The sequence below is a fragment of the Sorangium sp. So ce363 genome (genome assembly GCF_051520435.1).
GTDB classification, from domain to species: Bacteria; Myxococcota_A; Polyangia; order Polyangiales; family Polyangiaceae; genus Sorangium; species Sorangium cellulosum_B.
The window spans coordinates 6,325,775-6,351,181 of the sequence record NZ_CP150333.1 but is presented as its reverse complement, the minus strand read 5'-3'; the positions used below and the strand labels follow the sequence as shown (position 1 = coordinate 6,351,181).

The window sequence follows — 25,407 nt, the reverse complement described above, 5'->3', positions numbered from 1 at the left end:
CTGACCCATGTTCGATCCCTCCGCCTGTCGAGCCCGCGTCGCTTGCCGGATGGCCGCCGTGGCTCGCTGCTCGACGCCGGGACCCTACCCTTCCCGAGAAGGTACAGCAAATGAGCATTTGCGCTGTTTCCCGATGAATCCCGACGATTCTCGGCGTGCTCGCGGTCGATCCGGCCCACCGACATCCGCTGTTGCGCTGCGGACAAATGGTGAGCACACCGTGGTTGCGCCAGGGGGGACCGGCGCCGCAGGCCGCGCCGGTGTGCCCGGGTGAGCCTGGTCGGCGTCTCGGGCGGACTCTCGGCATGACGTCGGCGAGTGGAGCCGCTATAGGCGGACCCCGACATGTTGGAACAACGAGAACTCGATCTCATCGCGGCAGTCGAGCATCCGGATCCGCACCACGTGCTCGGCGCGCACGAAGACGAGGACGACCTGGTGGTCCGCGTCTTTCGGCCAGACGCCACCGAGATCGCGGTGGTCCCGGGCGACCCCAGGCTCCGGAGGCAGCCGATGGAGCGCGTCCACCCCGCGGGCCTCTTCGAGGCGCGCTTCCCCGGCGTGTCCTACCCCGCGGACGGACGCTTCCCGTACCAGATCGAGCTGCGCTTCGCGGACGGCAACTCCTCGGTGGAGCTCGACCCGTACGCGATGCCGCCGACGCTCGGGGACATCGATCGCCACCTCCTGGCCGAGGGGCGGCACTGGGAGCTCTACCGCGTCCTCGGCGCGCACGTGCGCGAGGTGGACGGGGTCTCCGGGACGTCGTTCGCGGTCTGGGCCCCGAACGCGCGGCGGGTGAGCGTCCTCGGCGACTTCAACCACTGGGACGGCCGCCGCCACGCGATGCGCCGGATGGGCGAGGGCTTCTGGGAGCTCTTCATCCCTGGCCTCGGCGAGGGCGCGCTCTACAAGTACGAGATCAAGACGCCGGAGGGGCACCTCACGGTGAAGACCGATCCCGTCGCCCAAGCGATGGAGCTCCGGCCGGCCACCGCCTCGCGGGTCTACACGAGCCGCTATGCGTTCCAGGACGGCGACTGGATGCAGGAGCGCGGCAAGATCGACTCCCGCAAGAAGCCGCTCACGATCTACGAGGTCCACGCCGGCTCCTGGCGGCGCGTGCCGGGCGAGGGCCCGCCGTACGAGGGCGGGATGCGCTGGATGACGTACCGCGAGCTCGCCGACCACCTCGTCGAGTACGTGGCCGAGCTCGGCTTCACGCACATCGAGCTCATGCCGGTCATGGAGCACCCCTTCGACGGGTCATGGGGTTACCAGGTGGCGGGCTACTTCGCCCCGACCAGCCGCTTCGGCGATCCCGACGACCTCCGCTACTTCATCGACCGCTGCCACCAGCGGGGGATCGGCGTGATCCTCGACTGGACCCCCGCGCACTTCCCCAAGGACGCGTGGGCGCTCGGGCGGTTCGACGGCACGGCGCTCTACGAGCACCTCGACCCGCGCCTCGGCGAGCACCGCGAGTGGAACACGTACATCTTCAACTACGGCCGCCACGAGGTGCGGAACTTCCTTGTGGCCAACGCGCTCTACTGGCTCGACGAGTTCCACATCGACGGCCTGCGGGTCGACGCGGTCGCCTCGATGCTCTACCTCGACTACGCCGCGCAGGGCGGCGACTGGGTGCCGAACCGGTATGGCGGCCGCGAGAACATCGAGGCCATCGACTTCATCCGGGAGCTGTCGAACCGGGTGCACGAGCGCTGTCCGGGCGCGATCCTCTGCGCGGAGGAGTCCACCGCCTGGCCGTCGGTGACCCACGCGACGTACGTCGGCGGGCTCGGCTTCGACTTCAAGTGGAACATGGGGTGGATGCACGACACGCTCGACTTCTTCAAGCACGAGCCCATCCACCGCGCCTTCCACTACCACCAGCTCACGTTCGGGCTGATCTATGCCTTCTCCGAGAAGTTCCTCCTGCCGCTGAGCCACGACGAGGTCGTGCACCTCAAGCGGGCGCTGCTCTCGAAGATGCCCGGCGACTACTGGCAGATGCTGGCGAACCTGCGCGCGCTCTACGGCTACATGTGGGCGCACCCGGGCAAGAAGCTGCTCTTCATGGGCGGTGAGATCGGCCAGTTCGCCGAGTGGAGCGAGAAGACGGAGCTCGACTGGGGCCTGCTCTCGGTGCCCGAGCACGCGGGGCTCAAGCGGCTCGTGACGGAGCTCAACGCGCTCTACAAGAAGTATCCGGCGATGTACGAGCTCGACGACGAGCACCACGGCTTCCGGTGGATCGACTGCACTGACCACATGCAGACCGTGATCTCGTTCATCCGCTACGGCGACGGCGCGGGAGATCAGATGTCGCCCTCGGGCACGCACGTCGTGTTCATCGGCAATTTCACGCCGGTCCCGCGCCATCACTACCGGATCGGCGTCCCGCGGCGCGGCGCCTACCTGGAGGTGCTCAACACCGATGCGGTCCAGTACGGCGGCAGCGGCGTGGGCAACCTGGGTCGCGTCGAGGTCGAGGACGTCCCGAGCCACGGGTTCCCGCAATCCATCGTGCTCTCGCTCCCGCCGCTGGGGGTGCTCTGGCTCGTCCCCGAGGGCTGAGGCCTCGTCCGGCGCGCTGGTAACCAGGTCCCCAGGGCGCCTTCGCTCGTCGGGGCGAGCGCGCGCCGCGCGGGGCGCGCGCGGCGGTTTACTGGGCCTGGGCCTCGTCGGCCGGCGCTGCCTCGCCTCGCCGCGAGCGCCTCGGCAGCCACATGTCCACGGTCGAGACGACCGCCATGGCGCCGAGCGACAGCAGCATCGCCACGCCGGAGATTGGCATCAGCGCCGCGGCGCCGGGCGCGCTCCGGATGAGCCATGGCGCCGCGATGTGCAGCCCGCTCGTGACGACGGCCGCCGCGACGCCCGCGGTGTGGAGCCACGACGGCAGGCGCGCGAGCAGCCAGAGGTGCGCGAGGATCAGCACGTAGACCGGCACCGAGAAGAGGTGGAAATGCGTCACCTCGAGCAGCTTCCGCTCGGAGATCTGCTCGACCAGGACGCGCGGCGCCTCCGGCGTTCCGGGGAGCTCGAGCTCCGGGCCCAGATCGAGCGCGGGCCCCTCGGCCGCCGCGGGCGCCTGGGTCGGGGCAGGCGGCGGCGCGGCGACCGCCGCGCCCGCGTAGTACGCGGCGGCCCCCGCGTCCTGCACCATCGCCCCGTAGAGGCGCCACGACACGAGCAGCCCGATGACCGACGCGAGCGCGAACGCCGAGTAGAGGAGCTTCGCGCCGAGCGAGAGCGACCTCAGCCGACCGGCTGAAGCTGTGAAATCCCTCACAGACCGCCGCGCTTCAGCGCGAGCTGGAGGACGAGCGCGTCGCGCTTGACGCCGAGGGCCACGGAGCGGGACGAGATGGATGCGCCCGACACGATGTCGATGTCCTTGCCCGCGGTGATCGGGTCGCCCGCCGTCTTGCCGCGGAACTGGGCGCGGAACCGATCGCCGCGGACCTCGTCGCCGTACGCCTCGCGGTACTCGAGGATCTCGATGCGCTCCACCGCGCCGGCCGTCGAGAACTGCACGGCGAAGTCGATCGGCTCGTGCATCCCCTTCTCTTCGTCCTTGATCGCGTAGCCGTCGATCTTGCCGTCGGACTCCGCGACGTACACCACCCACTCGCGCTTGACCGGCGCCCCCAGCTTCTTGCCGAGCTCCTGCGCCTCCGCGTCGCCGAGGACGACCTTGCGATAACCGACCTTCTTCGAGCTCGCGAAGAAGCTCTTCAGGACAGCAGGGACCGTCCAGTACGTCGCGCCGTGGGCGGGAAGCGCCGCCAGGATGAACGTGAGCGCCGCTGCTGCAGCGAAGTGGGCCGTGCGGAGGTCACGAGAAGGACGCATCAAGGCTCCGACGAAGCTGTCATTCGTGAAAGTCAAAGTCAACGGCGTTTGGGCCGCGGATTTGCGGCGCGGGCGTCAGTCGCGCACCTGCACGTCCAGGTAGCGCTCGGCGTTCAGCGCCCACGCTTCCGGGCTGCGGCCGGCCTCGACGTGCGCCACCGCGTCGGCCGCGATCGCGGCGCAGTGATCGAGGTTGCAGTGCAGGAAGAGCGCCTGCCGCCCGAAGGGGACCACGCCGAGCGCGGCGGCGCGGCGCATCGCGGCCCGCCAGTCCCGCAGCCAGCCGCGCCGGTAGAGCGGGTACACGCGGGGCACGAAGCGCTGCCGGGCCTCGAGCGGCGCCACCCCGCGCGGGGCGATGTCGGCGCGCACGAGCTGGTCGAGCAGCGCCTCGAGCGGCGGGCCCGAGGCGAAGTCGCGCCCGCTCCCCCAGGCCCCCTCGGGGATCTCGACGCACAGCACCGTCTCGCCCGGGCGGCGGAGATCGGGCGCGTAGTTCTGCAGCTCGGAGACGCGGCCGAACCAGAAGCGCGGGTCGGGGCAGTAGTAGGTCTCCGGGGCGCCGAGCCGCGCGCGCGGGTACGCCAGGTAGACCAGGTAGAGCCCGCGGTGCTCGAGCGGCGCGTCGGGCACGAGATCCGCGAGATCGCCGGCGAACAGGATCGGCGCCGCGCCGGCGCGCGCGCCCGCCCCGGCCAGACCGAGGGCGGTCCCGCACTCGGCCTCGACGCCGGCCTCCGCGAGGCGCGCCTCGAGGTACGTGATGAGCGACGAGATGCCCGCCGGCGGGTAGATGAACCGCGCGAGATCCGCCGAGGCGCGGCCGTGGGCGAGCCCCTTGAACAGCGCGAGCGGGCTCGTCGTGCTGATCCGCTTCTTCGCGACGGTCTGGGAGAGCTCGGACGGCGGGATGCCCCAGACCTTCTCGGCGTAGGGCCGGTAGAACGACGCGTAGGCCGCCGCGCCGACGCGGTCGCGCACGAACCGCTCGAAGCCGACGTCCTCGCCGGCGAGGGCGCGGTCGTGCTCCCAGCGGGCGAAGGCCGCGCGGCGGCCGCGCTGCGCCACGAACCCGAGGCCCATGGCGGCGCCGGCGCGGAGGCCGAGCGCGCGGAGCATCGAGGGCGCGCTCGGCGGGTAGGGGACGTGGCGCTCGCCGAGCACGAGCACCCCGCGGCGCGGGCGCGAGAGGAACGGGGAGCGCGCGTGCACCTCGCGGAAGAGCGGCTGATCGAGGGCGGCCGGGTGGAGCCGGTGCGAGCCGAGATCGCACGGCAGGCCGCGGAACGTCTCGGCGCCCGCGAGCCCGCCGGTCCGCGCCGCGCGCTCGAGGAGGCGAACGCGCCGGCCGGCCCGCGCGAGCAGCAGCGCGGCGTAGAGGCCGGAGATGCCGGCGCCGACCACGAGGCGCTCGGGCCCGGCGTCGTCTGGGCGGAGTGACATGGTGTGCCCGCGTCTGGCGCGCTCAGTACATGAACCCGAGGCCGAAATTGAGCTGCGTCTGGTCGAACCCGAGGGTGCGGTCGCGCAGCTGGTAGTCGGCCTTCACGACGACCCCCTGGGTCGGCCGGTACGAGGCGCCGAGCGTGAGCTCGCGGACGCCGTACGAGGCGTTGGCCTTGTAGCCCTCGGGCACCGCGGACTGCGTGTCGTACGCCTCGACGCGCGCGAACGGCAGGAGCTCGTGGCCCACGCCGAGCGGGCGGAGCACGTCGAACGCGGCCTCGACATAGCCGCCGCGGATCCGGGAGGCCACGGGGCTCGTGGGATCGATGAAGTTCGGCGCGCCGCCCTCGTTGAACGAGACCATCAGGGCGCGCGCCTCGGGGAGGTGCCACTCGGCGAACAGGACCCGCGTCTCCAGGCCGCTCCTGCGCCAGCGCGCGTCGAGCGACCAGCCGAGGACCGGGACCGACAGATCCACCGGGGTGCCATCGCGAAGGAAGAATTTGCCCTCGCCGTTCGGGCCAGCGTCGCTCGCGTACACCGACGCGCCCGCGACGACCCCGAGCAGCGGCTCGGCCTCGACGCGCGCGACGGCCGCCCATGCGTTGGCGCGGGCGAGCCCGCCGCTCTGCCGCCCGCCGGCGAGGCCGCCCGCGCGGAAGCCGAGCGGATCGAGGCCGGTCATGGCGTAGGCCTCGAAGCGCAGCCAGTCGAGCGGCTGCCCGAACGCGCCGATCCCGATCTCGCGCCACGTCGAGGGGATGACGAGGGTGTCGACCTTGGGCCTGACCACGCCGTGGAACACCGGCGGTTCGTGCCACTGGTTGATGATCCCCATCGGGACGAGCACGAGGCCCGCGCGCAGCCCGAGGGCGCGGCCTGCCGCGTTCCACTCGATGTAGGCCTGCTCCAGCTCCGCGGCGCCCGGGCAGCTCGCGCAGGAGATCGAGTGTTCGACCTCGAGCTCGACGTAGGACCGGATGTCGGCCGTGAACTCGTGCGCCACGAAGAGCACGAGGCGCGGGATGTCGGCGACCCACGCGCGCTCGCCCTCGCGGCCGGTCGTCGTGCCGCGGACATGCACCTCGCCGTAGCCGCCGACGGAGGTGCTGCTGGCGCTCGTCCCGGCGCTGCGGAACCGCTGCTCGGTCAGGCCGCGGACGAGCTCGTGCTCGGGCGCCTCTCCGGCGCCGAGACCGACGGCGGGCTTCCGGGGCTCCGGCGGCGGCGCGGCGTGCTCGGGCGGCAGGTCGAGGACCGGGCCATCCGACGCGGGCTGCGCGGCGGGGGCGGGCTGCGTGGCAGGCGCAGGCTGCGTGGCAGGCGCGGGCTGCGCGGCGGGGGCGGGCTGCGTGGCAGGCGCAGGCTGCGTGGCGGGCGCGGGCTGCGCGGCGGCGGCGAAGGGCAGCAGCGCGCCGAGGACGACGCCCGCGGAGCGAGGCCACAAGGACGTGATCGCTTTCATGACGAGGACCGGGAGCCCGGGGGGCGGGAGTCTTCGCGCCCTTGAAAACGGAGGTCAACCTCGTTTTCAGCGAGGGGGCGCGCCGTGCGGCGCGCGCGAGAGCGCGCCGCCTGCCGGAGGTCCGGCGGGCAGCGCCTCGAGCAGCGCGAGATCGCTCCAGAGCGCGTCGACGTAGCGCGAGCGCGGGCGCGCGAAGCGGATCGCGATCGTGTAGCCGCGGCCTGCGAGCGCGTCGCGCGCCTCCCGCGACAGCGCCTCGCTGGTGATGAGCGCGCCGCCCGGCCCGGCCTGCTCGACGTCGCGGACGAGCGCGGCGTCGTCGCGGACGCGCACGGGCAGCCGGCCCGGCGCGCCCTCCTGGATCATCCGGTCGAGGTCGCGCGTGAGCACCGGGCGCGGCGGCGCGCCGGCGTCGCGGAGGAAGCGCACGATCGCGGCCGCCGGCGAGGGCGCCTCGTGCTGGCGAGCGAGCGAGATCGCGTCGGCGAGCCATTGCGCCGCGAGGGCCGCGACGAGGGCGAAGGGCGCGGTGCCGCGGAGCGCGCGGTGGCGCGGAGCGCCCTCCGCCGCGGGGCGCGCCGCCGAGAGGGCCGCTGCGCCGGCGGCCATGGCGACGAGGAGGAGCGGGACGAGCGGGAGCCAGTGCCGCGGCTTGTAGGCGATGTTTTGCCCGAGGAGCGCCCAGAGGAAGTAAGCGAACGCGGAGGCCCAGAGCTCGGGCTGCTCGCGCAGCGCGCGCGCGGCCCGCTTTCGCGACGCGACGCGGAGCGCGCCCGCGGCGAGGAGCGCGATCAGGAGCGGCGCGCCGAGCCAGCGCGCCGCCGGCGCGTCGGGCCACGCTCCGCCGAGCCCGTTGGCCCAGATCCCCCAGATCACGCCGCGGAGGCGATCGAGCGGCGACGAGACGGTGATCGCCGTCCCTCCCCAGCGGGTGAAGTGCCCGAGCCCCTGGACCCACGTCGTCGCGACGAGGTCGCGCGGCGTCGCGATCAGCACGAGCGGCACGAGCCACGCGAGCGCGCCGGCCGCGAGGTCGCGGCCGCGCGCGAGCCACGCGAGGCGGCCGCCCTCGCCGCGGGCGATGACGGCGAGGCAGGCGAGCGCGAACGGGAAGTACGAGAGCCGCACGCCGAGCCCGACGCCGAGCAGCACGAGCGCCCAGGTGCGCGTGCGCGCCGCCGCGGCGGCGGTATCCAGCGGCGCGGCCGGAGCGGCCGCCCGCGCGCCGCGGGGGCGCCGCGCGCGGGCGCACAGCCAGAGCGCCGCGGTCACCGCCGCGGTGCCGGCCATGTCGCTGAGGAGCTTCTCGGACGACAGCCAGAGGAACGGCGAGGCGAGCGCGAGGACCCCGGCGAACACCGCGGCGCGCCGCCCGGCGACCTCGCGCGCGAGCAGGGCGGTGAAGGCGACGGCGGCCGCGCCGGACGCGGCGCTGACGAGGGCGAGCGCCGCGCGCGGCGTCGCGCCGAGCAGCGCGAGCCCCTTCGCCGCCGCGACGAACACGGGGTAGTACGGCGCGTGCGGGCGGAGCGCGGCCACGTCGAACCGCTCCACGCCGAGCGCGAACCGGAGCGCGTCGATGTCCTCGTCGTGATCGATGCGGAAGAGCAGGCGCGAGGCGAGCGCGGCGGCGGTGAGCGCGGCGAGCGCGAGGAGATCGCGCCGCTCTTCCCTCACGAGCCCGAGCCGGATCCCGAGCCGGGCGCGTGCGTCGGCGCGCCGCAGTCCGGCTGATCCACGCTGGCCGCCCCGGCGCTCGTGGTGGCGCCCGAGCCGGACCCCGAGCCGGGGAGCGGCGCCGCCGGCGTGTCGCACTGATCGAACAGCTCCTCGCCCGCGTAGTCGAGGCACGCGGTCGCGAGCGACGCGACGACGAACGTGGCGCCCGCCACGACGAACGCGGTGCGAAGCGATGCCCAGGAGCCCAAGCCAGCCACGCAAGCACCGTGCCGCTGACCCAAATGACTGTCAAGCGCGTGTGTCCCCCGGGTTGCGCCTGCGCGGCGGGGCGGAGCGTCGCTCGTTTTTTGCTCCTTCCGGCGCCGCGCGCGTAGGGTCGCGCGCATGGAGTGGCTCGAGTCGATGCACCGCATCCGCGCGCTCAAGCTGGAGCTCGCGCGGATGGATCCACGGCGGGGAATGCCGATCGCGCCGCCGGCCGGGGCTCCCGAGGAAGCGATCGCCGGCGTCGAGCGGCGCCTCGGGATGGCGCTGCCGCCGAGCTATCGGGAGCTGCTCTCGCGGCACGACGGCTGGCCGCAGCTGTTCGCCGGCGCCAGCCTGCTCGGGGTGCGCGCGCTCGCGCGCGGCTCGTACATGGACGTCGGGCGGATGGTGCTCGAGCACTGCGACGGCGAGGAGGTGCGCGGCGCGGGCGAGCGCGACGATGCGCCGGCGACCGTGCGCGGCCGCTATGGTGCGCGGAGCGCGCTCGTCCCGTTCGGCATCGACGCGGCGGCCGAGACGGTCTTCGCGTGGGATCCCGAGGCGAGGGCGCCAGACGGAGAGCTCGAGATCATCCTCTGGACGAACGACGTCGGGCTGCGCCTGTCGGGCTTCCCGGAGCTCCTCGACATGGTGAAGGACATGCTCGCCGCGGAGCTGGACGATCGCCGGAAGCGCGCCGTCGCGCAGGTCGCACAGATCGAGCCGGCGGCGCTCGCGCGCGGCGCGGTCGCGTCGAAGAGCCGCGTGCGCGCGGTGGCGGTGCCGCTCACACCTGCACCTCGCCCGTTCATGCGGAGCGCGCTCACGGGCTGAGCGCGCCTCGCCTCGCGAGCCTGGCCGCTGCGATGCCCGCGTAAGGCTGCGTCCAGGGGAGAGGGCGCGCGCTCGTGCGCGCTCGTGCGCGATCGTTACAGACCGCACTCTTTGCGCGCCTCGCCCGCGGGCTCCGATGAAGACGAGCCGGTTGTTTCCGCGCGCAGCGTGGGACGTGGTGTACTAGGTGGACCATGACGGATGCCCACCAGCAGCAGCGCTACCGGGTCATCGAGCGGCTAGCTTCGGGCGGCATGGCCGAGGTCTTCCTGGCGGAGAGCGCCGGGATCGAGGGGTTCAAGAAGCAGGTCGCGATCAAGCGCGTGCTCCCGCACCTCAGCGAGAAGAAGCGCTTCATCGCGATGTTCCTCGACGAAGCGCGGCTGTCTGCGCACCTCTCCCACTCCAACGTCGCGCAGGTGTTCGACATCGGCGTCGGCGACAACGCGTACTTCATCGTGATGGAGTACGTGGACGGCGCCGATCTGAAGGCGGTCCTCGAGTCGATGCGCAAGGCCGGCCGCACCCTCCCGGTCGAGTCCGCCGTGTTCATCACGGCGAAGCTCTGCGAGGGGCTCACGTACGCCCACGAGCTCAAGTCGGCCGACGGGCATCCGCTCCAGATCGTCCACCGGGACATGTCGCCTCCGAACGTGCTCATCACGAAGTACGGCGAGGTGAAGATCGTCGACTTCGGCCTCGCCAAGGCGACGAGCCAGCTCGAGAAGAGCGAGGCCGGGATCATCAAGGGCAAGTTCAGCTACCTCTCGCCCGAGGCCGCGCAGGGCCAGGAGGTCGATCACCGCACCGACATCTTCGCGCTCGGCGCGATCCTCTGGGAGATGCTCTCCGGGAAGCGGCTCTTCCTCGGCGACACCGACTACCAGACGGTCAAGCTCGTGCAGCAGGCGCAGATCCCGCCGCTCTCCGAGAGCAACAAGGCGGTCCCCCCCGAGCTCGATCGCATCATCGCCCGCTCGCTGGCCCGCGATCCCGTGGAGCGTTATGGCTCGGCGCGCGAGCTCGGCCGGGATCTCACGACCTTCCTGTACAGGTTCGGCAGGCCCGTCAGCGCCTACGACATCGCCGAGCACGTCCGCAGCGCCATGGCGCTCCGGAAGCGGGCTCCCACGTCGGACAAGGCGTCGTTCATCGACAGGCTCATCGAGGAGACGCTGCTCGAGTTCACGTCGCTCCCGGACGACAAGGCGGCGCCGAGCACCACGCGCCTGAACGAGCCGCTCAAGATCTCGGCCTTCGAGGACATCGGCAAGTGGGCCGACGAGATCAAGCTCTCGGCGCCGGGGGACAAGCTCTCGGCGTCGGGGGAGGACGTCATGCGGCGGTCCCTCGCCACCGTGTCGGTCGAGGAGGGCAACCTCGCCGCGCTCGAGGAGACGGGGTTCGGCCTTCCGCTCGCCCCTTCCTCCGGCGTCCCCTCGTCCAGGCCAGCGGGTCCGCTGCTCGCGCCGCCTGTGCCGGCGCATCCGCCGCTCGAGAGGCAAGCCGTGCCGACCCTGGCCTCCCCGCGGCCCGTACCCGAGATGCAGCGCCCTGCGCCGCCCACGCCGGCGCCTATCGCGCCGCTCGTCCCGGCCGCGCCGCTCGTCCCGGCCGCGCCGCGCGACCTGGAGCCGGATCTGGCCCCTCCAGCCAGGACCGGGGGCGGCGCGGTGAAGGCCGTGCTGCTCGTCGCCGCGCTCGCCGCCCTCGCCGCAGGCGCGTGGTTCGGCGGCCTGATCCCGCACTGACCCGGCGAAGGGAGCGTGCTCCTTGCGGCGCCCACGGCCGAGCCATGGGCGCTGCGTGCTGGGCGGCGGCGAGGTGGCCAGCGCACGAGCGCTCAGCGCATGTCAGCACGCGTCAACACGCCGCCCTTGCGAGGCGCGCCGCACCGTGATCGGCGTCGTGGCGCGCTCTCTCGCCGGATGCGTTACTCGGTCCCCTCCGCCTCGTCGTCCTCCTCGTCGTCCTGCTCCTCGAGCTCCCTCTCGAGCTTCTCGATCTCCTCGTCCTCCGTGTCGTCCTGGGCAGGAGCGGCGCGCCCTTCCTGGATCGCCTTCTGACGCGCTTTCTCCGCGGCGGCGCGGGCCTGGGCCACCTTCTGCAGGATCGCCGGCTTGGGCGCCATCATCAGCGTCATCGTGCGCTGCTCCATCATGGGGCGCACCTCGACGTTCGCGATCTCCTCGCAGTGCTGGACGATCCAGTCGAGCTGCTCCTGCGCCTTCTCCGGGTGGGTGATCTCTCGGCCGCGGAAGCGCACCGTGAACTTCACCTTGTGGCCTGCGCCGAGGAACCGGTGAGCAGCCCTGGTCTTGAACTCGAGATCGTGGTCGTCCGTCTTGGGACGGAGCTTGATCTCCTTGATCTCCACCACACTCTGCTTGCGCTTCGCCTCGCGGGCCTTCTTCTTCTCGTCGTACTTGTACTTGCCGAAGTCGAGGATCTTGCAGACCGGGGGATCCGCCTTCGGGTTGACCTCGACGAGGTCGAGCCCCTTCTCCTGTGCTCGGCGCAGCGCCTCGTGGGTCTGCATGATGCCGAGCATCTCGCCATCATCACCGATGACGCGGATCTCCGGGACGCGGATGCGCTGGTTGATGCGGATCTGCGGCCCCCGCTGGGCCTGCCGAGGGTCGAAGCGTCTCATCGCCATGTGATATTTCGCTGCCTCCTTGTGTTGTGTGCTCTTGAACGCGACGGTCCGCCGCTTCGCGACCGAGCCCGGTCGTGGCGTCCATCACCACGACAATGTCGCCTGACTCTGCGCCGCAGGCAACGGCAGCAAGCAGGGCGAGCGCCGCGGCGCATCGGCGCTCCGGGCCATGGCGCGCCGGGCTCGACGGGGGTGGGGAAGGGACTGCCGGGCGAGAGAGGCCGGCCGGAGCGGCAGGTCACGAACCCGATGCGCTCACGGCGAGCCGGGGGAGCTTCCGCGCTGCGGTTCGCCGGTCGGCGAGCTCCGCGAGCGGCATCGCCCCGAGGGCCTCGTCGAGGTCGCGCGACCGGAGGGCGGCCACGGCGTTCGCCGAAGAGCCATCCGGAGCGCTCGTCCGGACCAGCCCGATCCGGGCCGAGTCGTCGAAGTGGAAGGGGGTGTGAAGATCGGCGAGGCGCCCGTTGACGTGGGCGCCGAGGATGGGGCGGTTCTTGGCGATGTCGTCGGCGAGAGCCTTGCGCACCGTGGTGCGGGCCGCCGGGGCGGCCAGGGCTGCCTGATCGAGGGCCATGAAACCTCGCAGGCTTAGGTCTCCTGCTGATTTGTAGGCGCGGCCGGTTTCGAACCGGCGACCCCTACCGTGTCAAGGTAGTGCTCTACCACTGAGCTACGCGCCTATGTCCCGCCCGCTCGGCCCGAGGCCGACGAAACGGAGAGCGCCTCCTATCAAGGGGGGGGAAGTCCGTCAAGCGATATGTTTCCTGGGGGTCGCTTTTGTCGTGGCGGCCTGGTGCCTGGTGACCGGTTCCTGGTGTTCCTGGTGAAGGCTCGGGCGGCGGCCGTCCTCGCCCAGCCGGCTTGGTCGAGCGGCGGGTTCGCCGAACCGTCGATGCCGTCGATCGGTCGACGAGGCCCGGCGGCAGCCGCAGGCCGGGCGCGGCAGGCTTCCCCGGCGCGCTCGACGCGCCGGGCGAGCGACCGGTCGGGAGCCGAGCGCGGCGGAAGCTCATTGCGCGGTAGGAGCGTGAATTCTCGGAGTTACGTCCGGACACTGACGAACACCGACGATCGCGATCGCCGCGCTACTCCAGGCCGGCCGCTGCGCGGAGGCCGATCGCGCTCGCGCTTGACCTCGCGTGCGGCTCGGGCGACGAACGATGGGATGGCAGGGCCTGACGGTCTAGGCTCGCCGCCGGATCCGGCGGCGGTGATCGCACATGTCGAGGTGGCCGCGGGGAGCGCGCTGTTCGCCGCGCACGCGGCCGTGCCCGGCAATCTGCCGATCGAGCGCGCCGCGTGCGCCACCGAGGCGATCCGCGGCGCCGCTGCGCGCACGCGCGCCGGGCAGCGTGCGAGCGTCGTGCTGGGCGCCCACGAGCTCGTCGGGGCGCTCGCCGCGCTCGGCGAGGCGGCGGCGGTGCGGACGCCGGTCACCGTGCACGTCATCGAGCGCCGCGGCGGGCTCGCCGTCGGGCGCGACGAGCTCGCGCCTGCGCTCGACGTCGGCGCGGGGGTGCTCGTGACCTGGAGCAGCCAGGAGGCGGCCGACATGACGCTCGTGGCGCGGCGCGCCGCCGAGGACAGCGAGACGCCGTTCCTGCACCTCGTCGACGCGCTGCCGTCGGACGTGTCGGCCCTCGGCGGGGCGCGCGAGCTCGCGGCGCGCTTCCTCGGCTCCGAGCGGAGCGCGCCGACCTTCACCGACGCGGCGCCGGGCGAGAGCGACGGCGACGGGGGGCCTCGCCCGCAGGGCCGCGGCGTCGTCCGGAAGCGGGCCGAGCGGGGCTTCTGCGCGCGCGTTCCGTTCGCGCTCGCCAGCGCGATGCGGGAGCTCTGCGAGCTGACCGGCAGGCCGCTCGGCGCGATCGAGCGCGTCGACACCGCGGACGCGGAGGAGATCCTGGTCGTCGTGGGCTGCGCGTTCCCCGCGGCCCGCGAGGTCGTGCGCAGCCTGCGCGCGCAGGGCCGCCGCGTCGGCCTCGTGGGCGTGCGCGCGCTCCGCCCGTTCTTCGGCGCCGACGTGGTGAAGACGCTCGGGCGGGCCAAGGCCATCGTGGTCCTGGAGCCGCTCGACGTGCCGCTCGCGCCGTACGGGCCCGTCGCCGCCGCGGTGAAGGCGGCGTTCGCGGACGCGCTCACCTGGGCCCCGGGCTTCCCCAGCGTCGGGCGCATCCCGCCGATCCTCTCCGCGACGTTCGCGACGATCGACGGCACCATCACCGAACGCGACGTGCGCCTCTCGCTCGCGGAGATCGCGAGCGGGGAGCGCGCTCGCCGGCACATCGTGTTCGGCAGCGACGGCTGACGCCGCGCGGCAGCGGAAGAGCGGCAGGGGACGCAAGCGCGGAAAGGGCCGCCAGGCTGCATTCCCCGGACGCCCGGGTGAGCCTGCCCGCCTAGCTCCTTGCGCGACCCTTGGATCCTGGGTATGGAGGCGGGCCCCGGGGGGTTGGGAGAGGCCCGCAATTTGCGGGCGAGCCCGTCGGGGCCCGGAGACACGCGTCACCTTGGCAAGCTCAAACTGGTTCCAGCCGAACGCCGCCCCCGGGCGAGCGGGCAACGCGCCCGCGACGCCGGTCGAAGGTCAATCGCCGCCGTCCGGAGGGCAGGAGGCGCCGCCTTCTTCGCCGTTCGGCGGAGGGGCCTTCCAGTTCCTCATCCTGGCGCTGCCGCTGCTGCTCATCTTCGTGATGACGCGGAGCCAGAGCAAGAAGCAGAAGCAGCTCGAGTCGAGCCTCAAGGCGGGCGACCGGGTCGTCACGCAGTCCGGGCTCCTCGGCAGGATCATCGACATCAGCCCGAACTCCCCCAGGGTCAAGCTGGAGATCGCCCCCGGCGTGAACGTGCAGGTCCTGAAGAGCGCGATCCAGGGCCCCGATCCGGGCGAGGTCGCGGCGGCGGACGCCAAGGTCGCCGACGCGGCGAAGGAAAAGAAGTCGTAGGCCGGCGCTCGGCCCAACAGGAAGCTTTTTTGCCGCCCCCGCGGCGCCACACTCCATGCTCCTAAACATCTTCCAGTACGGGTTCGCCGGCGTCGCCGGCCTGTGCCTCCTCGGCGCTTGGCTCAGCCGATCGAAGCGCAGCGTCTTCGCCTGGGCGGCGCTCTCCGCCGGCGCCGCCGCGATCGCGGCCCACTACCACGTGTTCTGGGCCCTCGCGACCTTCGGCCTGATGGTGCCGTGGGCGCTGATCTGCGTCGGGCCGTGGATCGATTTCGGGTGGCGGGTAAAGACGGGCTTCGTCCTGTTCCTGGCGCTCGGCTCGGCGCTCGCCATCTACCCGACTTACCACGACGAGCGGTACGGCCGCCCCGTCCACACCGGCCTCTCGTCGGAGGAGGTCGCGGAGCAGGAGACCCGGGCGAGGGCCGGCGAGCTCGGGTTCAGCCGGTTCCTGACGTCGAACATCCCGTTCCGCCTGGTGCGCGGGCTCGATCTGAAGGGTGGTCTCCGCCTCGTCTACACGGTCGACGTCGACGAGGCGATCAGCGACAAGCGCGATCGGTACTACGACGACCTGCGCGCGGCGCTCGCGAAGTCGTTCGGGTTCCACGAGGGTGACAAGCCGCCGACGATCGAGGAGATGCAGAAGCTCCAGACGAAGCTCCGCATCGAGAAGTCGCGCGAGCAGGCGGACACGATCGCGATCACGTTCGACGACCCGGCGGACTCCGAGAAGATCAACGACGAGTTCCTGGCGAAGTTCCTGCACGAGCTGCAGCTCCAGCGCTCTGCGGATCGCCGCGTGGCGAAGTTCCGGATCCGCGACGAGGTCTCGAGCAGCATCCGTGAGCGGGCGGTGTCGCAGGCCAAGGAGACGGTGCTCCGCCGCGTCGACGGGCTCGGCCTCAAGGAGGCGAGCGTCTCCACGCGCGATGAGGACGTCATCATCGAGGTCCCCGGCGACGACGAGGCCGCGTTCACCACGATCCGCGAGATCATCAGCCAGACCGCGCGGCTCGAGTTCAAGATGGTCGACGACGACCAGGACTTCTTCGAGCCGATCGCGAGGAGCGCCAAGGAGGAGGACCTCCCGAAGGGGCTGACGTTCTCGATCGAGAACGCGCCGGTCGGCCCCGGGAAGACGAAGCCGGTCCACTTCGCCCGGATGGTGCGCGCGGAGCACGAGGAGATGCGCGACACGCTGAAGCGGCTGCGCGAGTGGGTCGGGACGCTCCAGGTCCCGGCGGACAACGAGGTCGGCTACGGCAAGCTGTACGAGTTCAACGAGGAGAAGGACGTCGTCGAGGAGATCGGCTGGCGGACGTATTTCCTCTTCAGCAAGGCCGAGATCACGGGCGACATGGTGCGCGACGCGCAGGCGCTCCCGGATCAGAGCGACGGCGGCCTCGGCGGCTGGTACGTGTCGATGGATTTCACCCCGACCGGCGCCGACCGGTTCGAGGACATCACCGGCAGGAACGTCAAACGGCGGTTCGCCATCATCCTCGACGAGAAGGTCGAGAGCGCGCCGGTCATCCAGACGAAGATCGGCGGCGGCCGCGCGCAGATCACGATGGGCTCGCAGAACCCCGATCAGCAGCTCCAGGACGCGCGCAAGCTCGAGCTGGTGCTCCGATCGGGCGCGCTGCCGGCCCCGATCTCCCCCTCGAACGAGCAGCGCATCGGCCCGTCGCTCGGCAAGGACGCGATCCAGCAGAGCATGAAGGGGGCCATCGCGAGCGGCCTGCTCGTCGTCGTGTTCATGGTGGTGATCTACAGCCGCGCCGGGCTGATCGCGGACATCGCCGTCATCTTCAACCTCATCCTGCAGGTCGCCGTCCTCGCGATGTTCGGGGCGTCGATGACGCTGCCCGGCATCGCCGGCCTGGTGCTCACCATGGGCATCGCGGTCGACGCCAACGTGCTGATCAACGAGCGCATCCGGGAGGAGCTGAGGAACGGCAAGAGCCCGCGCGCCGCGGTCGACATCGGTTACGACAAGGCGTTCAGCGCCATCCTCGACGGCCACGTGACCACGCTGATCTCGGGGCTCATCCTGGCGCAGTACGGCACCGGCCCCATCAAGGGCTTCGCGATCACGCTGATCGTCGGCATCGCGATCAGCCTGTTCACCGGGGTCGTCTGCACCCGCCTGATGTTCGACTGGGCGGTCCGCGGCCGAAAGATCAAGACGCTCTCGCTCGGCTGAGAACGAGGGCGCGCGAGCCGCTCTCCGACCTTATGAGGGAGAACGCGCGAGCGGCTCTCCGATTGAGACACGACGATGGAACTCATCAAACCTGGCCGTCAGTTCGACTTCATGGGCAAGCGCTGGCTCTTCATCGGGCTCAGCGGGGTGCTGCTCATCCTGTCGATCATCTCGTTCATCGTGCCGGGGCCGAAGCTCGGGACCGATTTCAAGGGAGGCACCGAGGTCGAGGTCGCCTTCCGGGCTCCGGTATCGAGCGCCGAGGTCCGCGAGGCCGTCACCAAGGCGGGCTTCGACTCCCCGGACATCGTGTCCGTCGCGGATCAGGCCAACCCGAACCGCTACCTCATCCGGGTCCACGAGGTCTCCGCCCTGTCGGAGCAGCAGAAGGCCGCGGTGCGCGATCGGCTGTGCCTGCCGCCGGAGAACGGCACCGTCCCCGAGGACCGCTGCCCGCCCGCGCTGCGCGCGACCGAGGTCAAGTTCAGCCCCGGCGGCGACAAGATCTCCACGCGCTACGACACCGCGCCCGACCTGGAGGGGATCAAGAAGCAGATCGAGGGCATCGAGGGGGTCGAGCTCAGGGCGGGCGCCAACAACCCGCTCGTCGTGAGCGAGCGCGACCACAAGGTCGAGCTCCACCTGAAGTCGAAGGGTGACCAGCTCATGGATGGCCTCCGGCAGCACCTCGGTGCGGACAAGGTGCCCGAGCAGGCGCTCCGGGTCGAGTGGATCGGCCCGAAGGCCGGCGCGCAGCTGCGCGACGCGGCCATCAAGAGCATCGCCATCACGATCTTCTTCATCATGGCGTACATCGCGTTCCGGTTCGACATCCGGTTCGCGCCCGGTGGCATCGTCGCGCTCGTGCACGACGTCGGCATCGCGCTCGGCGCGATGGTGATCACGCAGCGGGAGATCACCCTCTCCACGGTCGCGGCGCTGCTCACGATCGTCGGCTACTCGATCACGGACACGGTCGTCGTCTACGACCGGATCCGCGAGAACCTCGGGAAGCACCGGGACATGAGCTTCGCGGCCGTCATCAACTTCTCGCTCTCCGAGATGCTCGGGCGCACGATCCTCGTGTCCATGACGACGCTGCTGTCGCTCGTCATGTTCCTCTTCTACGGCACGGGCGTCATCCGGGACTTCGCGTTCACGCTCGTCGTCGGCATCGTCGTCGGCACGTACTCGTCGATCTACGTCGCGGCGCCGCTCACCGAGTGGATCGACCGCCGGTTCTTCGGCGCGAACGCGAGCAAGCGCAAGAAGGTCAGCCGCGTCCGCACGCAGAAGCGCGCCGACGCGGTCGTCTGAGCGCCTCGCCGGGGCCGCGCGGGGCCGCGCTGTCTGAACCGCCCCAGGCCATGGACACATCCCTCCCGTCGGTGTACCCGCTTCTGTGATGAGCACGGCCACGGAGGCGTGGAGGGAGCTCGCCGAGCGCGAGGCGCCGGCCTCGCCCGCGGCGGGGGGCGCCGCGCCCGTCGCGGATCCGGGCGAGGCGTCCGCCGAGGCGCTCGTGATGGCGCGCCAGCTGGGGCTGTCGATCACGGTAGCGGACATCCTGCACCGGGCCGGCTGGGCGCCTGACGAGGCGACCCGGCGCTTCCTCGACCCGCGGCTCTCGCACCTCACGTCGCCCGACGCGATGGCCGATCGCGAGGCGAGCGCGGAGCGGATCGCGCGCGCCGTGCGCGCCGGCGAGCGGATCGCCGTCTTCGGCGACTACGACTGCGACGGGATCACCGCGACCGCCATCATGACCGGCGGGCTGCGCGCCCTCTCGGGACAGGTGGTGCCGCTCCTCGCGACGCGCGCCGAAGGCAGCTACGGCCTCTCGGCGCCCGCGCTCGAGCGCGTGATGCGCGCCGGTCCCACGCTGCTCATCACGTGCGACTGCGGGTCCAGCGATCACGAGCGGCTGGCCGCGGCCCGCGCGGCCGGCATCGACTGCGTCGTCATCGATCACCACCTCGTGCCGGCCGAGCCGCTCCCCGCGATCGCCTTCCTGAACCCGCACCGCGCCGATTGCGGCTTCCCGTACAAGGGGCTCGCCTCCTGCGGGCTCGCGCTCTCGCTCCTGGCCGCCGTGCGCAAGAAGCTCGGTTCGTCGCTCGATATCCGCCCCTACCTCGACCTCGTGGCGATCGGCACGGTCGCCGACGTCGCTCCGCTGACCGGCGACAACCGCGCGCTCGTGCGGGCCGGCCTTGGCGTGCTCCAGACCGGGCCCCGTCCAGGGCTCCGCGCGCTCGCGGCGCTCGCCAACCTCGATCTCGGGCGCGGCGCGTCCGCCGAGGACGTCGCCTTCCGGATCGCGCCCCGCCTCAACGCGCCCGGTCGGCTCGGCGATCCCGACATCTCCCTGGAGCTCCTGCTCGCGCACGACGGCGTGACCGCCTCCGCGCTCGCCGCCACGGTGGAGCAGGCGCAGATGAAGCGGCGCGCGATCCAGGACGAGATGCTGACCTCCGCGCTCGCCGAGATCGAGCGCGCCGGGTTCGATCGGGATCCTGCGATCGTCATCGCGCGGCAGGGCTTCCACCCCGGCGTGGTCGGCATCGTCGCTGGCAGGATCACGGGTCGCTACGGCAAGCCGACGATCGTCATCGCGCTCGAGGGCGCGAAGGGGCGCGGCTCGGTGCGCGGTCCAGCGGGCGCGCGGCTCCACGACGCGCTCACCCGGTGCCGCGCCGAGCTCGTCGGCTTCGGCGGCCACCAGGCCGCGGCCGGCGTCGAGGTGCGCGCCGATCGCGTCGAGGCGCTCCGGGCGGCGTGGTGCGACGCCTTCCGCGAGCAGGACCTCCCGGCCGCCGCGGCGTTCGCGGCCGCCCACGTCCGGCTCGACGATCGCGACGATCCGGCGGCCGTGGCGCGCGATCTCGAGCGGCTCGAGCCGTGCGGCGAGGGCAACCGCCCGTCGTACGTCCTCGTGGCGGGCGCGGCCGTGCGCTCCGCGAGGAACCTGAAGGGCCACCTCAAGCTGGAGCTCACGTTCGCCCGCCGCGAGATCTCGTGCTTCGGGTTCGAGCTGGGCGAGCTCGCGCCGCGGTTCACCGGCAAGCGCGTCGACGTGGTGGGCCGCCTCCGGCGCGACGCCTGGCGCGGCGGGGACGCCGTCGAGATCAGGATCGAGCACGTCGCCGCGTCCGACTGAGCGTTCGCGGCGGGCCTCTGCGGCGTGCTAGCGTGAACGCGTGGCTGAGCCGCTGATCCGGTTCTCGCGTGTGCGCAAGGCCTTCGGTCCGAAGGTCATCTACCGCGATCTGAACCTCGAAGTGTACCCGGGCGAGACGATCACCATCATGGGCGGCTCGGGCGTCGGCAAGAGCGTCATGCTCAAGCTGCTCATCCGTCTGCTCGACGCCGATGGTGGATCTATCCAGTTTCACGGTGAGGAAATCACGCGCCTGAGCGAGTCGCGCATCGCTGGGGTGCGGCAGCGCATCGCGATGCTCTTCCAGGGCGGCGCCCTGTTCGACTCGATCTCGGTCGGTGAGAACGTCGCTTACGGCCTGCACGAGCACTACCGCAAGGAGATGACCGAGGCGCAGATCGCGGATCGGGTCAACTGGGCGCTGTCGCTGGTCGGCCTGCCGGGCATCGAGCAGATGCGCCCGGGGGACCTGTCCGGCGGCATGAAGAAGCGCGTCGGCCTCGCGCGCGCCATCGCGGTGCAGCCCGAGGTGCTCCTCTACGACGAGCCGACGACCGGCCTCGATCCGATCAACACCGAGCGCATCAACCACCTCATCAAGGGGCTGAAACAGGCGCTCAACGTGACGAGCATCGTGGTGACACACGACATGAAGAGCGCGTTCTCGATCTCGGATCGGATGGCGATGATCTTCCGCGGCGAGGTCATCGCGACCGGCACCCCGGACGAGTTCCGGAAGTCTACCGATCCGCATGTCGCCGATTTCATTACCGGGACCGCTCCGGTGAATGAGGACGTCCAGACGCTTCTCGGCGCGTGACGATCCCCCCGAGATCGCGCAAGATGCCCTTCTGCATGGGCAGAGCGCGCGATCTGAAGGTCGGACTCTTTGTGCTGGCGGGCCTTGTGCTCTCCGCCGTAGTCATTTTCCTGATAGGCGACGAGCGGCGGCTCTTCGACTCCTCCGTCGGCTTCACGACGAACTTCGCCGACGTCCAGGGGCTGAAGCCGGGCGCGCCCATCCGCATGGGAGGCATCGACATCGGTCACGTCGCCGAGGTCGGTTACGGCCCTGATCCGAAGGACGCCAAGATCTATGTGAAGCTCGAGATCGTCGAGAGCGAGGCGAGCCGGATCAAGACGGACAGCGTCGCCCAGATCGCGAACAAGGGCCTGCTCGGCGACAAGATGCTGGAGCTCACGAAGGGGCAGAGCCCGGACTCGGTGCCGCCTGGCGGCCACATCCCCGGCGAGGTGCCGACCGACGTGATGGGGAAGGTGACCGGCATGGCCGAGAAGGCCGAGGCGACGCTCGACAACATCCAGAAGGTCTCGGAGAACATCGCCGACGAGAAGCTGCACAGGGATCTCCGCGAGACGGTCGCCTCGGCGAACACGCTGATGAAGCAGGTGACCGAGGGGGAAGGCTACCCGCACCGCTTCCTGACCGATCCCGAGGAGGCCGAGCGCATCTCGCGCACCGTGCAGAGCCTCGATCGTCTCAGCACGGAGCTCGCGAGCGCGGTGCGCGAGGTGCGGGGGGTCGTCTCGCGGGTCAAGGAGGGGCCGGGGTTCGCGCACGACGTCATCTACGGCGACGGCCCGCAGAAGCAGATTCAGCAGTTCGGGAGCGCGGCGGACGAGGTCGCCATGACGCTGCGGGGCATCCGCGAGAGCGACAGCCTCGCGCACGACGCGCTCTATGGCGGCAAGGGCGACGGCGCCGAGGCGCTCGCCAACGTGACGGCGATGACCGGCGATCTGCGGGCGATCGTGCACGACATGAGGGCGGGCAAGGGGACCCTCGGCGCCCTGCTGGTCGATCCGTCGATCTACGAGGACATGAAGAGCCTCCTCGGAAACGTGCAGCGCAACGACGTGCTCCGCGCGCTCGTGCGCTACTCGATCAAGCAGGACGAGCAGAAGCCCGCGGTCCAGGTCGGCGGCGCCACGCCGTCGCCCTAGCGGCACATCCGAGCCGCCCGCGCAAGCGCCGGAGCGGTAGCGCCTTGCGTTATCTCAGGCCGCCCTCTATTCCTCAGTGTCTCGATGCCCAGGAAGCTCGCTGACCGTCTGTCGGCCGTCGCGCCCAGTGCAACGCTCGCCATGGCGGCGAGGGCCGCGCGCCTCCGCGCCGACGGGCACAAGGTCTTCTCCTTCGGCGTGGGCGAGCCTGACTTCGACACGCCGGAGCACATTCGTATCGCGGCGAAGGCGGCGCTGGACGCCGGCGCCACCCACTACACGGCCGTGTCCGGCATCTCCGAGCTGAAATCGGCGATCTGCGCCGCGACCGAGCAGCACCGCGGCTGGCGGCCGCTGCCGAGCCAGGTCACCGTGAGCTGCGGCGCGAAGCACGCGTTGTTCAACCTCGCGACCGCGCTCTTCGAGCCGGGAGACGAGGTCGTCATCCCCGCGCCCTACTGGGTGAGCTACCCGGAGCAGGTGCGCCTCGTCGGCGCCACGCCGGTTATCGTCAACACGACCGAGGAGATGGGGTTCCGCCTCACGGCGGACGCGCTCCAGGGCGCGCTTTCTCCGCGGGTGAAGGCGATCATCCTGTGCACGCCCTCCAATCCGACCGGCTCGGCGTATGCGGAAGAGCACCTGCTCCCGCTCTTGAGCGTGCTGCGGCGCCATGACTGCTGGATCGTCGTCGACGAGATCTATGCCGATCTCACCTACGACGGGTTCCAGCACGTGTCGCTCCCGGCGCTCGCGGAGGATCTCGCGCCGCGGGTCATCGTCGTCGACGGGGTCAGCAAGACCTTCGCCATGACGGGCTGGCGGATCGGCTGGAGCATCGCGCCGGCCGAGGTCGCGAGGGCGCTCGACGTGGTCCAGGGTCAGAGCACCACGAACGCGGCGGCCGTCTCCCAGGCGGCCGCTGTCGCCGCCCTGAACGGGCCCCGCGACGCGGTGTTCGCGATGCGCGCGGCGTTCGCCCGGCGGCGCTCGCTGATGGTCGAGGGGCTCAACGCCGTACCAGGGGTGCGCTGCAGGATGCCGGAAGGCGCGTTCTACGCGTTCGCCGACGTGCGCGGGCTCTGCGGGCGCGCTTTCCAGGGGACGACGCTCGCGAGCGACGAGGACGTGGCGACGTGGATGCTCGAGCAGGCGCACGTCGCCGCGGTCGCCGGCACCCCCTTCGGCGCGCCTGGGTACCTTCGCTTCTCGTATGCCTGCGATGAGGACCACATCGAAGCAGGCCTCGCCGCGCTCCGGCGCGCCGTCGCGACGCTCGATTGACCGCGCGCGTCGCTCTGCGCCGGTGCCCACGCGCGCGCTCGAAGAGCAGCGGCGCCCGTCCCCGATCGCTCGACCGCGACGCCACGCGGACGCGGCGGCCCGCCTGGCTCCGTGCCCCGGTCGCTCACGGGCGGCGCGCAGCCGGCGCGCGCGGGCCCCGCGGCCGGCTCGCTGGCCGCAGCCGCCAGACGCGCCTTCACAGGCGACCCACCGGTTCCGGGCCTACCCCACGGGCCGCCGGCTCCGGGTTTGACGGAGCGCCGCGAAGAAGTTCGGCATCGCCAGCGAGTTCTTCTTGTCGAACGCCGATGTTTGGGTTAAAAGCGCCACGTCTTTCCGAAACGGCCGGGTGACAACCGGCTGGCATCGGGCGCATAACTCAGCGGTAGAGTGCGTCCTTCACACGGACGAAGTCGCAGGTTCAAGTCCTGCTGCGCCCACCCCGATTCGCTCCCCTGGTGAGCTGGTTCCACGCGTCGAGCCGTCTGCGTGGCCGTGCCGCTCCCACTGGATATTGAGCGACTACTTCGGAGCATCGAGTCGCCCACGCGGCCGTGCATGGGACCTCCATGCGTGCCGGAAGCGCTGCGGATATGGCAGGGCGGAAGGCCGGTCGCCGCCGTCACGTCGAGGCGCGACAGCGGCGATGCAAGGGAACAGGCCGCTCCGGGGTTGGCGAGACGAAGGCGGTCAGCGAGCAGCGCTCGCGGCGGGCGGCGCTGCCGCCGCCTTGTCGTTCTTGCGCTTCTCGATGGCGCTGGCCGTCGCGCGAAGCTCCTTCTGGAGGGGGCCGCACCTGAGGCACCTGCGCGTCCGATGGCCCCGGCATGGCTGGGGGGTGCCCAGCGCCTTGATGTAATGGAGCGCGCGGACATCGCCCTCCTCGCGCGCCCTGGCGAGCATCGCCTTGGTGGGGCACTCCGTGAGGCGGCGCAGATCGTCGGCGACGAGCAGCGCCGGCGACGCGAGCTGCCGTACGCTGCTCTCCATCAGCCGTGTGCTCGCGTGGTCCCTGGGCCAATCGCCGAACTTCGGCGCGGTCACCACCTCGTAGAGCAGGTCGGGACCGCGGCTTCCCATGTGCTTGGCCATCAGATCGAACGCCGTGAGGGCGAGGTCCGGGGTGCCGTTCGCTGCCCTCAGGATGATCTGCTTGAGCTCGTCGTTCCCGGCCTCCTCGGGAGCGATCTCGAACAGCCGCTGCGCCGTGAGCAGCGCGGCCGCCATCGCCTTCTCGCGCCCCTGCGCGACCGCGAGCGCCCGGAGGACCGCAGCGTCTTCCGGATACCGCTGCGCGAGCGAGCCGAGCGCAGCGCTCCCTGCGGCCTGGGCGCTCTCGAGCTCCGCGGGCTGAGCGCGGGCAGGCGGCGCCTTCGCCGGGGCCTCGGGCTCCGCGGGCGCGAGCGCCGGCGCCGGCTCGGGGGCCGGCGCGCTGCTGCTCTCGCGGCCGCTGCTGCTGGGCGCGGCGGCCGGCGAAGGGCTCGGCGAGGCGCTGGCGCCCCCCTCGAGCGCCGTCACGGCCGTCGGATCGCGCAGCGCGACCGCGCCGCAGACGAGCCCGGTCGCGGCCAGCAGGCCCAGCGCGGCCAGCGTGGCGGCCGCCTTCGAGCGGCCCAGCCCTGATTCACCGACGTGACTCACCGAGCCGCTCAT

Annotated in this window: 20 protein-coding genes and 2 tRNA genes; 12 read left to right on the top strand and 10 right to left on the bottom strand. The window is 71.7% G+C overall.

Going from position 1 to position 25,407, the window contains the following annotated elements:
* The first annotated feature begins 345 nt into the window (after positions 1-345).
* Entirely contained in the window at positions 346-2,580 is a 2,235-nt protein-coding gene (gene glgB, locus WMF12_RS23785; protein WP_437873753.1) for a 1,4-alpha-glucan branching protein GlgB, read from the top strand.
* An 88-nt stretch (positions 2,581-2,668) separates the two neighbouring features.
* Here glgB and WMF12_RS23780 read toward each other — a convergent pair whose 3' ends face one another.
* From WMF12_RS23780 to WMF12_RS23755, 6 genes are all read right to left on the bottom strand, one after another.
* The gene (locus WMF12_RS23780; RefSeq protein ID WP_437873752.1) at positions 2,669-3,298 is read right to left on the bottom strand and encodes a hypothetical protein; all 630 of its coding nucleotides are present in this window, start codon (positions 3,296-3,298) and stop codon (positions 2,669-2,671) included.
* Positions 3,295-3,861 carry an FMN-binding protein gene (locus WMF12_RS23775; protein ID WP_012237124.1) on the bottom strand — a complete coding sequence of 189 codons (567 nt, stop codon included), beginning with the start codon at positions 3,859-3,861 and terminating at the stop codon, positions 3,295-3,297. The genes WMF12_RS23780 and WMF12_RS23775 overlap by 4 nt, the downstream gene beginning before the upstream one ends.
* Before the next feature lie 75 nt (positions 3,862-3,936).
* Positions 3,937-5,304 (bottom strand): protoporphyrinogen/coproporphyrinogen oxidase, encoded by a 1,368-nt coding sequence (locus WMF12_RS23770; protein ID WP_437873751.1) that lies wholly within the window; start codon positions 5,302-5,304, stop codon positions 3,937-3,939.
* 22 nt (positions 5,305-5,326) lie between these two features.
* On the bottom strand, positions 5,327-6,772 hold the full coding sequence (locus tag WMF12_RS23765) for a hypothetical protein (protein WP_437873750.1): 1,446 nt from the start codon (positions 6,770-6,772) through the stop codon (positions 5,327-5,329).
* 66 nt (positions 6,773-6,838) lie between these two features.
* Positions 6,839-8,449, bottom strand: a complete 1,611-nt coding sequence (locus WMF12_RS23760; RefSeq protein ID WP_437873749.1) for a hypothetical protein — start codon at positions 8,447-8,449, stop codon at positions 6,839-6,841.
* Positions 8,446-8,709: a hypothetical protein gene (locus WMF12_RS23755; RefSeq protein WP_162144007.1), complete on the bottom strand. Its 264-nt coding sequence runs from the start codon at positions 8,707-8,709 to the stop codon at positions 8,446-8,448. The genes WMF12_RS23760 and WMF12_RS23755 overlap by 4 nt, the downstream gene beginning before the upstream one ends.
* 127 nt (positions 8,710-8,836) lie before the next feature.
* Between WMF12_RS23755 and WMF12_RS23750 the strand changes: the two genes are divergently transcribed.
* Both WMF12_RS23750 and WMF12_RS23745 read left to right on the top strand, forming a co-directional pair.
* Positions 8,837-9,532: an SMI1/KNR4 family protein gene (locus WMF12_RS23750; protein WP_437873748.1), complete on the top strand. Its 696-nt coding sequence runs from the start codon at positions 8,837-8,839 to the stop codon at positions 9,530-9,532.
* A gap of 194 nt (positions 9,533-9,726) precedes the next feature.
* Positions 9,727-11,283 (top strand): serine/threonine protein kinase, encoded by a 1,557-nt coding sequence (locus WMF12_RS23745; protein ID WP_437873747.1) that lies wholly within the window; start codon positions 9,727-9,729, stop codon positions 11,281-11,283.
* Positions 11,284-11,465: 182 nt separating this feature from the next.
* Here WMF12_RS23745 and infC read toward each other — a convergent pair whose 3' ends face one another.
* The 3 genes from infC to WMF12_RS23730 form a co-directional block, all read right to left on the bottom strand.
* Positions 11,466-12,185, bottom strand: a complete 720-nt coding sequence (infC, locus tag WMF12_RS23740) for a translation initiation factor IF-3 (RefSeq protein ID WP_437873746.1) — start codon at positions 12,183-12,185, stop codon at positions 11,466-11,468.
* Between the two features lie 244 nt (positions 12,186-12,429).
* Positions 12,430-12,765 carry a hypothetical protein gene (locus WMF12_RS23735; RefSeq protein ID WP_437873745.1) on the bottom strand — a complete coding sequence of 112 codons (336 nt, stop codon included), beginning with the start codon at positions 12,763-12,765 and terminating at the stop codon, positions 12,430-12,432.
* A 34-nt stretch (positions 12,766-12,799) separates the two neighbouring features.
* A tRNA-Val gene (locus WMF12_RS23730) sits at positions 12,800-12,871 on the bottom strand.
* A gap of 485 nt (positions 12,872-13,356) precedes the next feature.
* Between WMF12_RS23730 and WMF12_RS23725 the strand changes: the two genes are divergently transcribed.
* The 9 genes from WMF12_RS23725 to WMF12_RS23685 all read left to right on the top strand — a co-directional run bounded on the left by WMF12_RS23725 (position 13,357) and on the right by WMF12_RS23685 (position 24,194).
* Positions 13,357-14,499 carry a transketolase gene (locus WMF12_RS23725; protein WP_437873744.1) on the top strand — a complete coding sequence of 381 codons (1,143 nt, stop codon included), beginning with the start codon at positions 13,357-13,359 and terminating at the stop codon, positions 14,497-14,499.
* A gap of 202 nt (positions 14,500-14,701) precedes the next feature.
* Complete coding sequence (gene yajC, locus WMF12_RS23720) at positions 14,702-15,136, top strand: preprotein translocase subunit YajC (protein WP_437519798.1); 435 nt, start codon at positions 14,702-14,704, stop codon at positions 15,134-15,136.
* A 55-nt stretch (positions 15,137-15,191) separates the two neighbouring features.
* The gene (secD, locus tag WMF12_RS23715) at positions 15,192-17,345 is read left to right on the top strand and encodes a protein translocase subunit SecD (RefSeq protein ID WP_437873742.1); all 2,154 of its coding nucleotides are present in this window, start codon (positions 15,192-15,194) and stop codon (positions 17,343-17,345) included.
* Positions 17,346-17,420: 75 nt separating this feature from the next.
* Positions 17,421-18,662: a protein translocase subunit SecF gene (gene secF, locus WMF12_RS23710; protein WP_437873741.1), complete on the top strand. Its 1,242-nt coding sequence runs from the start codon at positions 17,421-17,423 to the stop codon at positions 18,660-18,662.
* An 88-nt stretch (positions 18,663-18,750) separates the two neighbouring features.
* On the top strand, positions 18,751-20,505 hold the full coding sequence (recJ, locus tag WMF12_RS23705) for a single-stranded-DNA-specific exonuclease RecJ (protein ID WP_437873739.1): 1,755 nt from the start codon (positions 18,751-18,753) through the stop codon (positions 20,503-20,505).
* A 40-nt stretch (positions 20,506-20,545) separates the two neighbouring features.
* The gene (locus WMF12_RS23700) at positions 20,546-21,325 is read left to right on the top strand and encodes an ABC transporter ATP-binding protein (RefSeq protein WP_437555176.1); all 780 of its coding nucleotides are present in this window, start codon (positions 20,546-20,548) and stop codon (positions 21,323-21,325) included.
* A gap of 71 nt (positions 21,326-21,396) precedes the next feature.
* Entirely contained in the window at positions 21,397-22,470 is a 1,074-nt protein-coding gene (locus WMF12_RS23695) for an MlaD family protein (RefSeq protein ID WP_437873738.1), read from the top strand.
* A 141-nt stretch (positions 22,471-22,611) separates the two neighbouring features.
* A complete protein-coding gene (locus tag WMF12_RS23690) occupies positions 22,612-23,754 on the top strand; it encodes a pyridoxal phosphate-dependent aminotransferase (RefSeq protein WP_437873737.1) in 1,143 nt (380 codons plus the stop codon).
* Between the two features lie 368 nt (positions 23,755-24,122).
* Positions 24,123-24,194, top strand: a tRNA-Val gene (locus WMF12_RS23685).
* A gap of 250 nt (positions 24,195-24,444) precedes the next feature.
* Here WMF12_RS23685 and WMF12_RS23680 read toward each other — a convergent pair.
* Positions 24,445-25,407, bottom strand: a complete 963-nt coding sequence (locus WMF12_RS23680; protein ID WP_437873736.1) for a hypothetical protein — start codon at positions 25,405-25,407, stop codon at positions 24,445-24,447.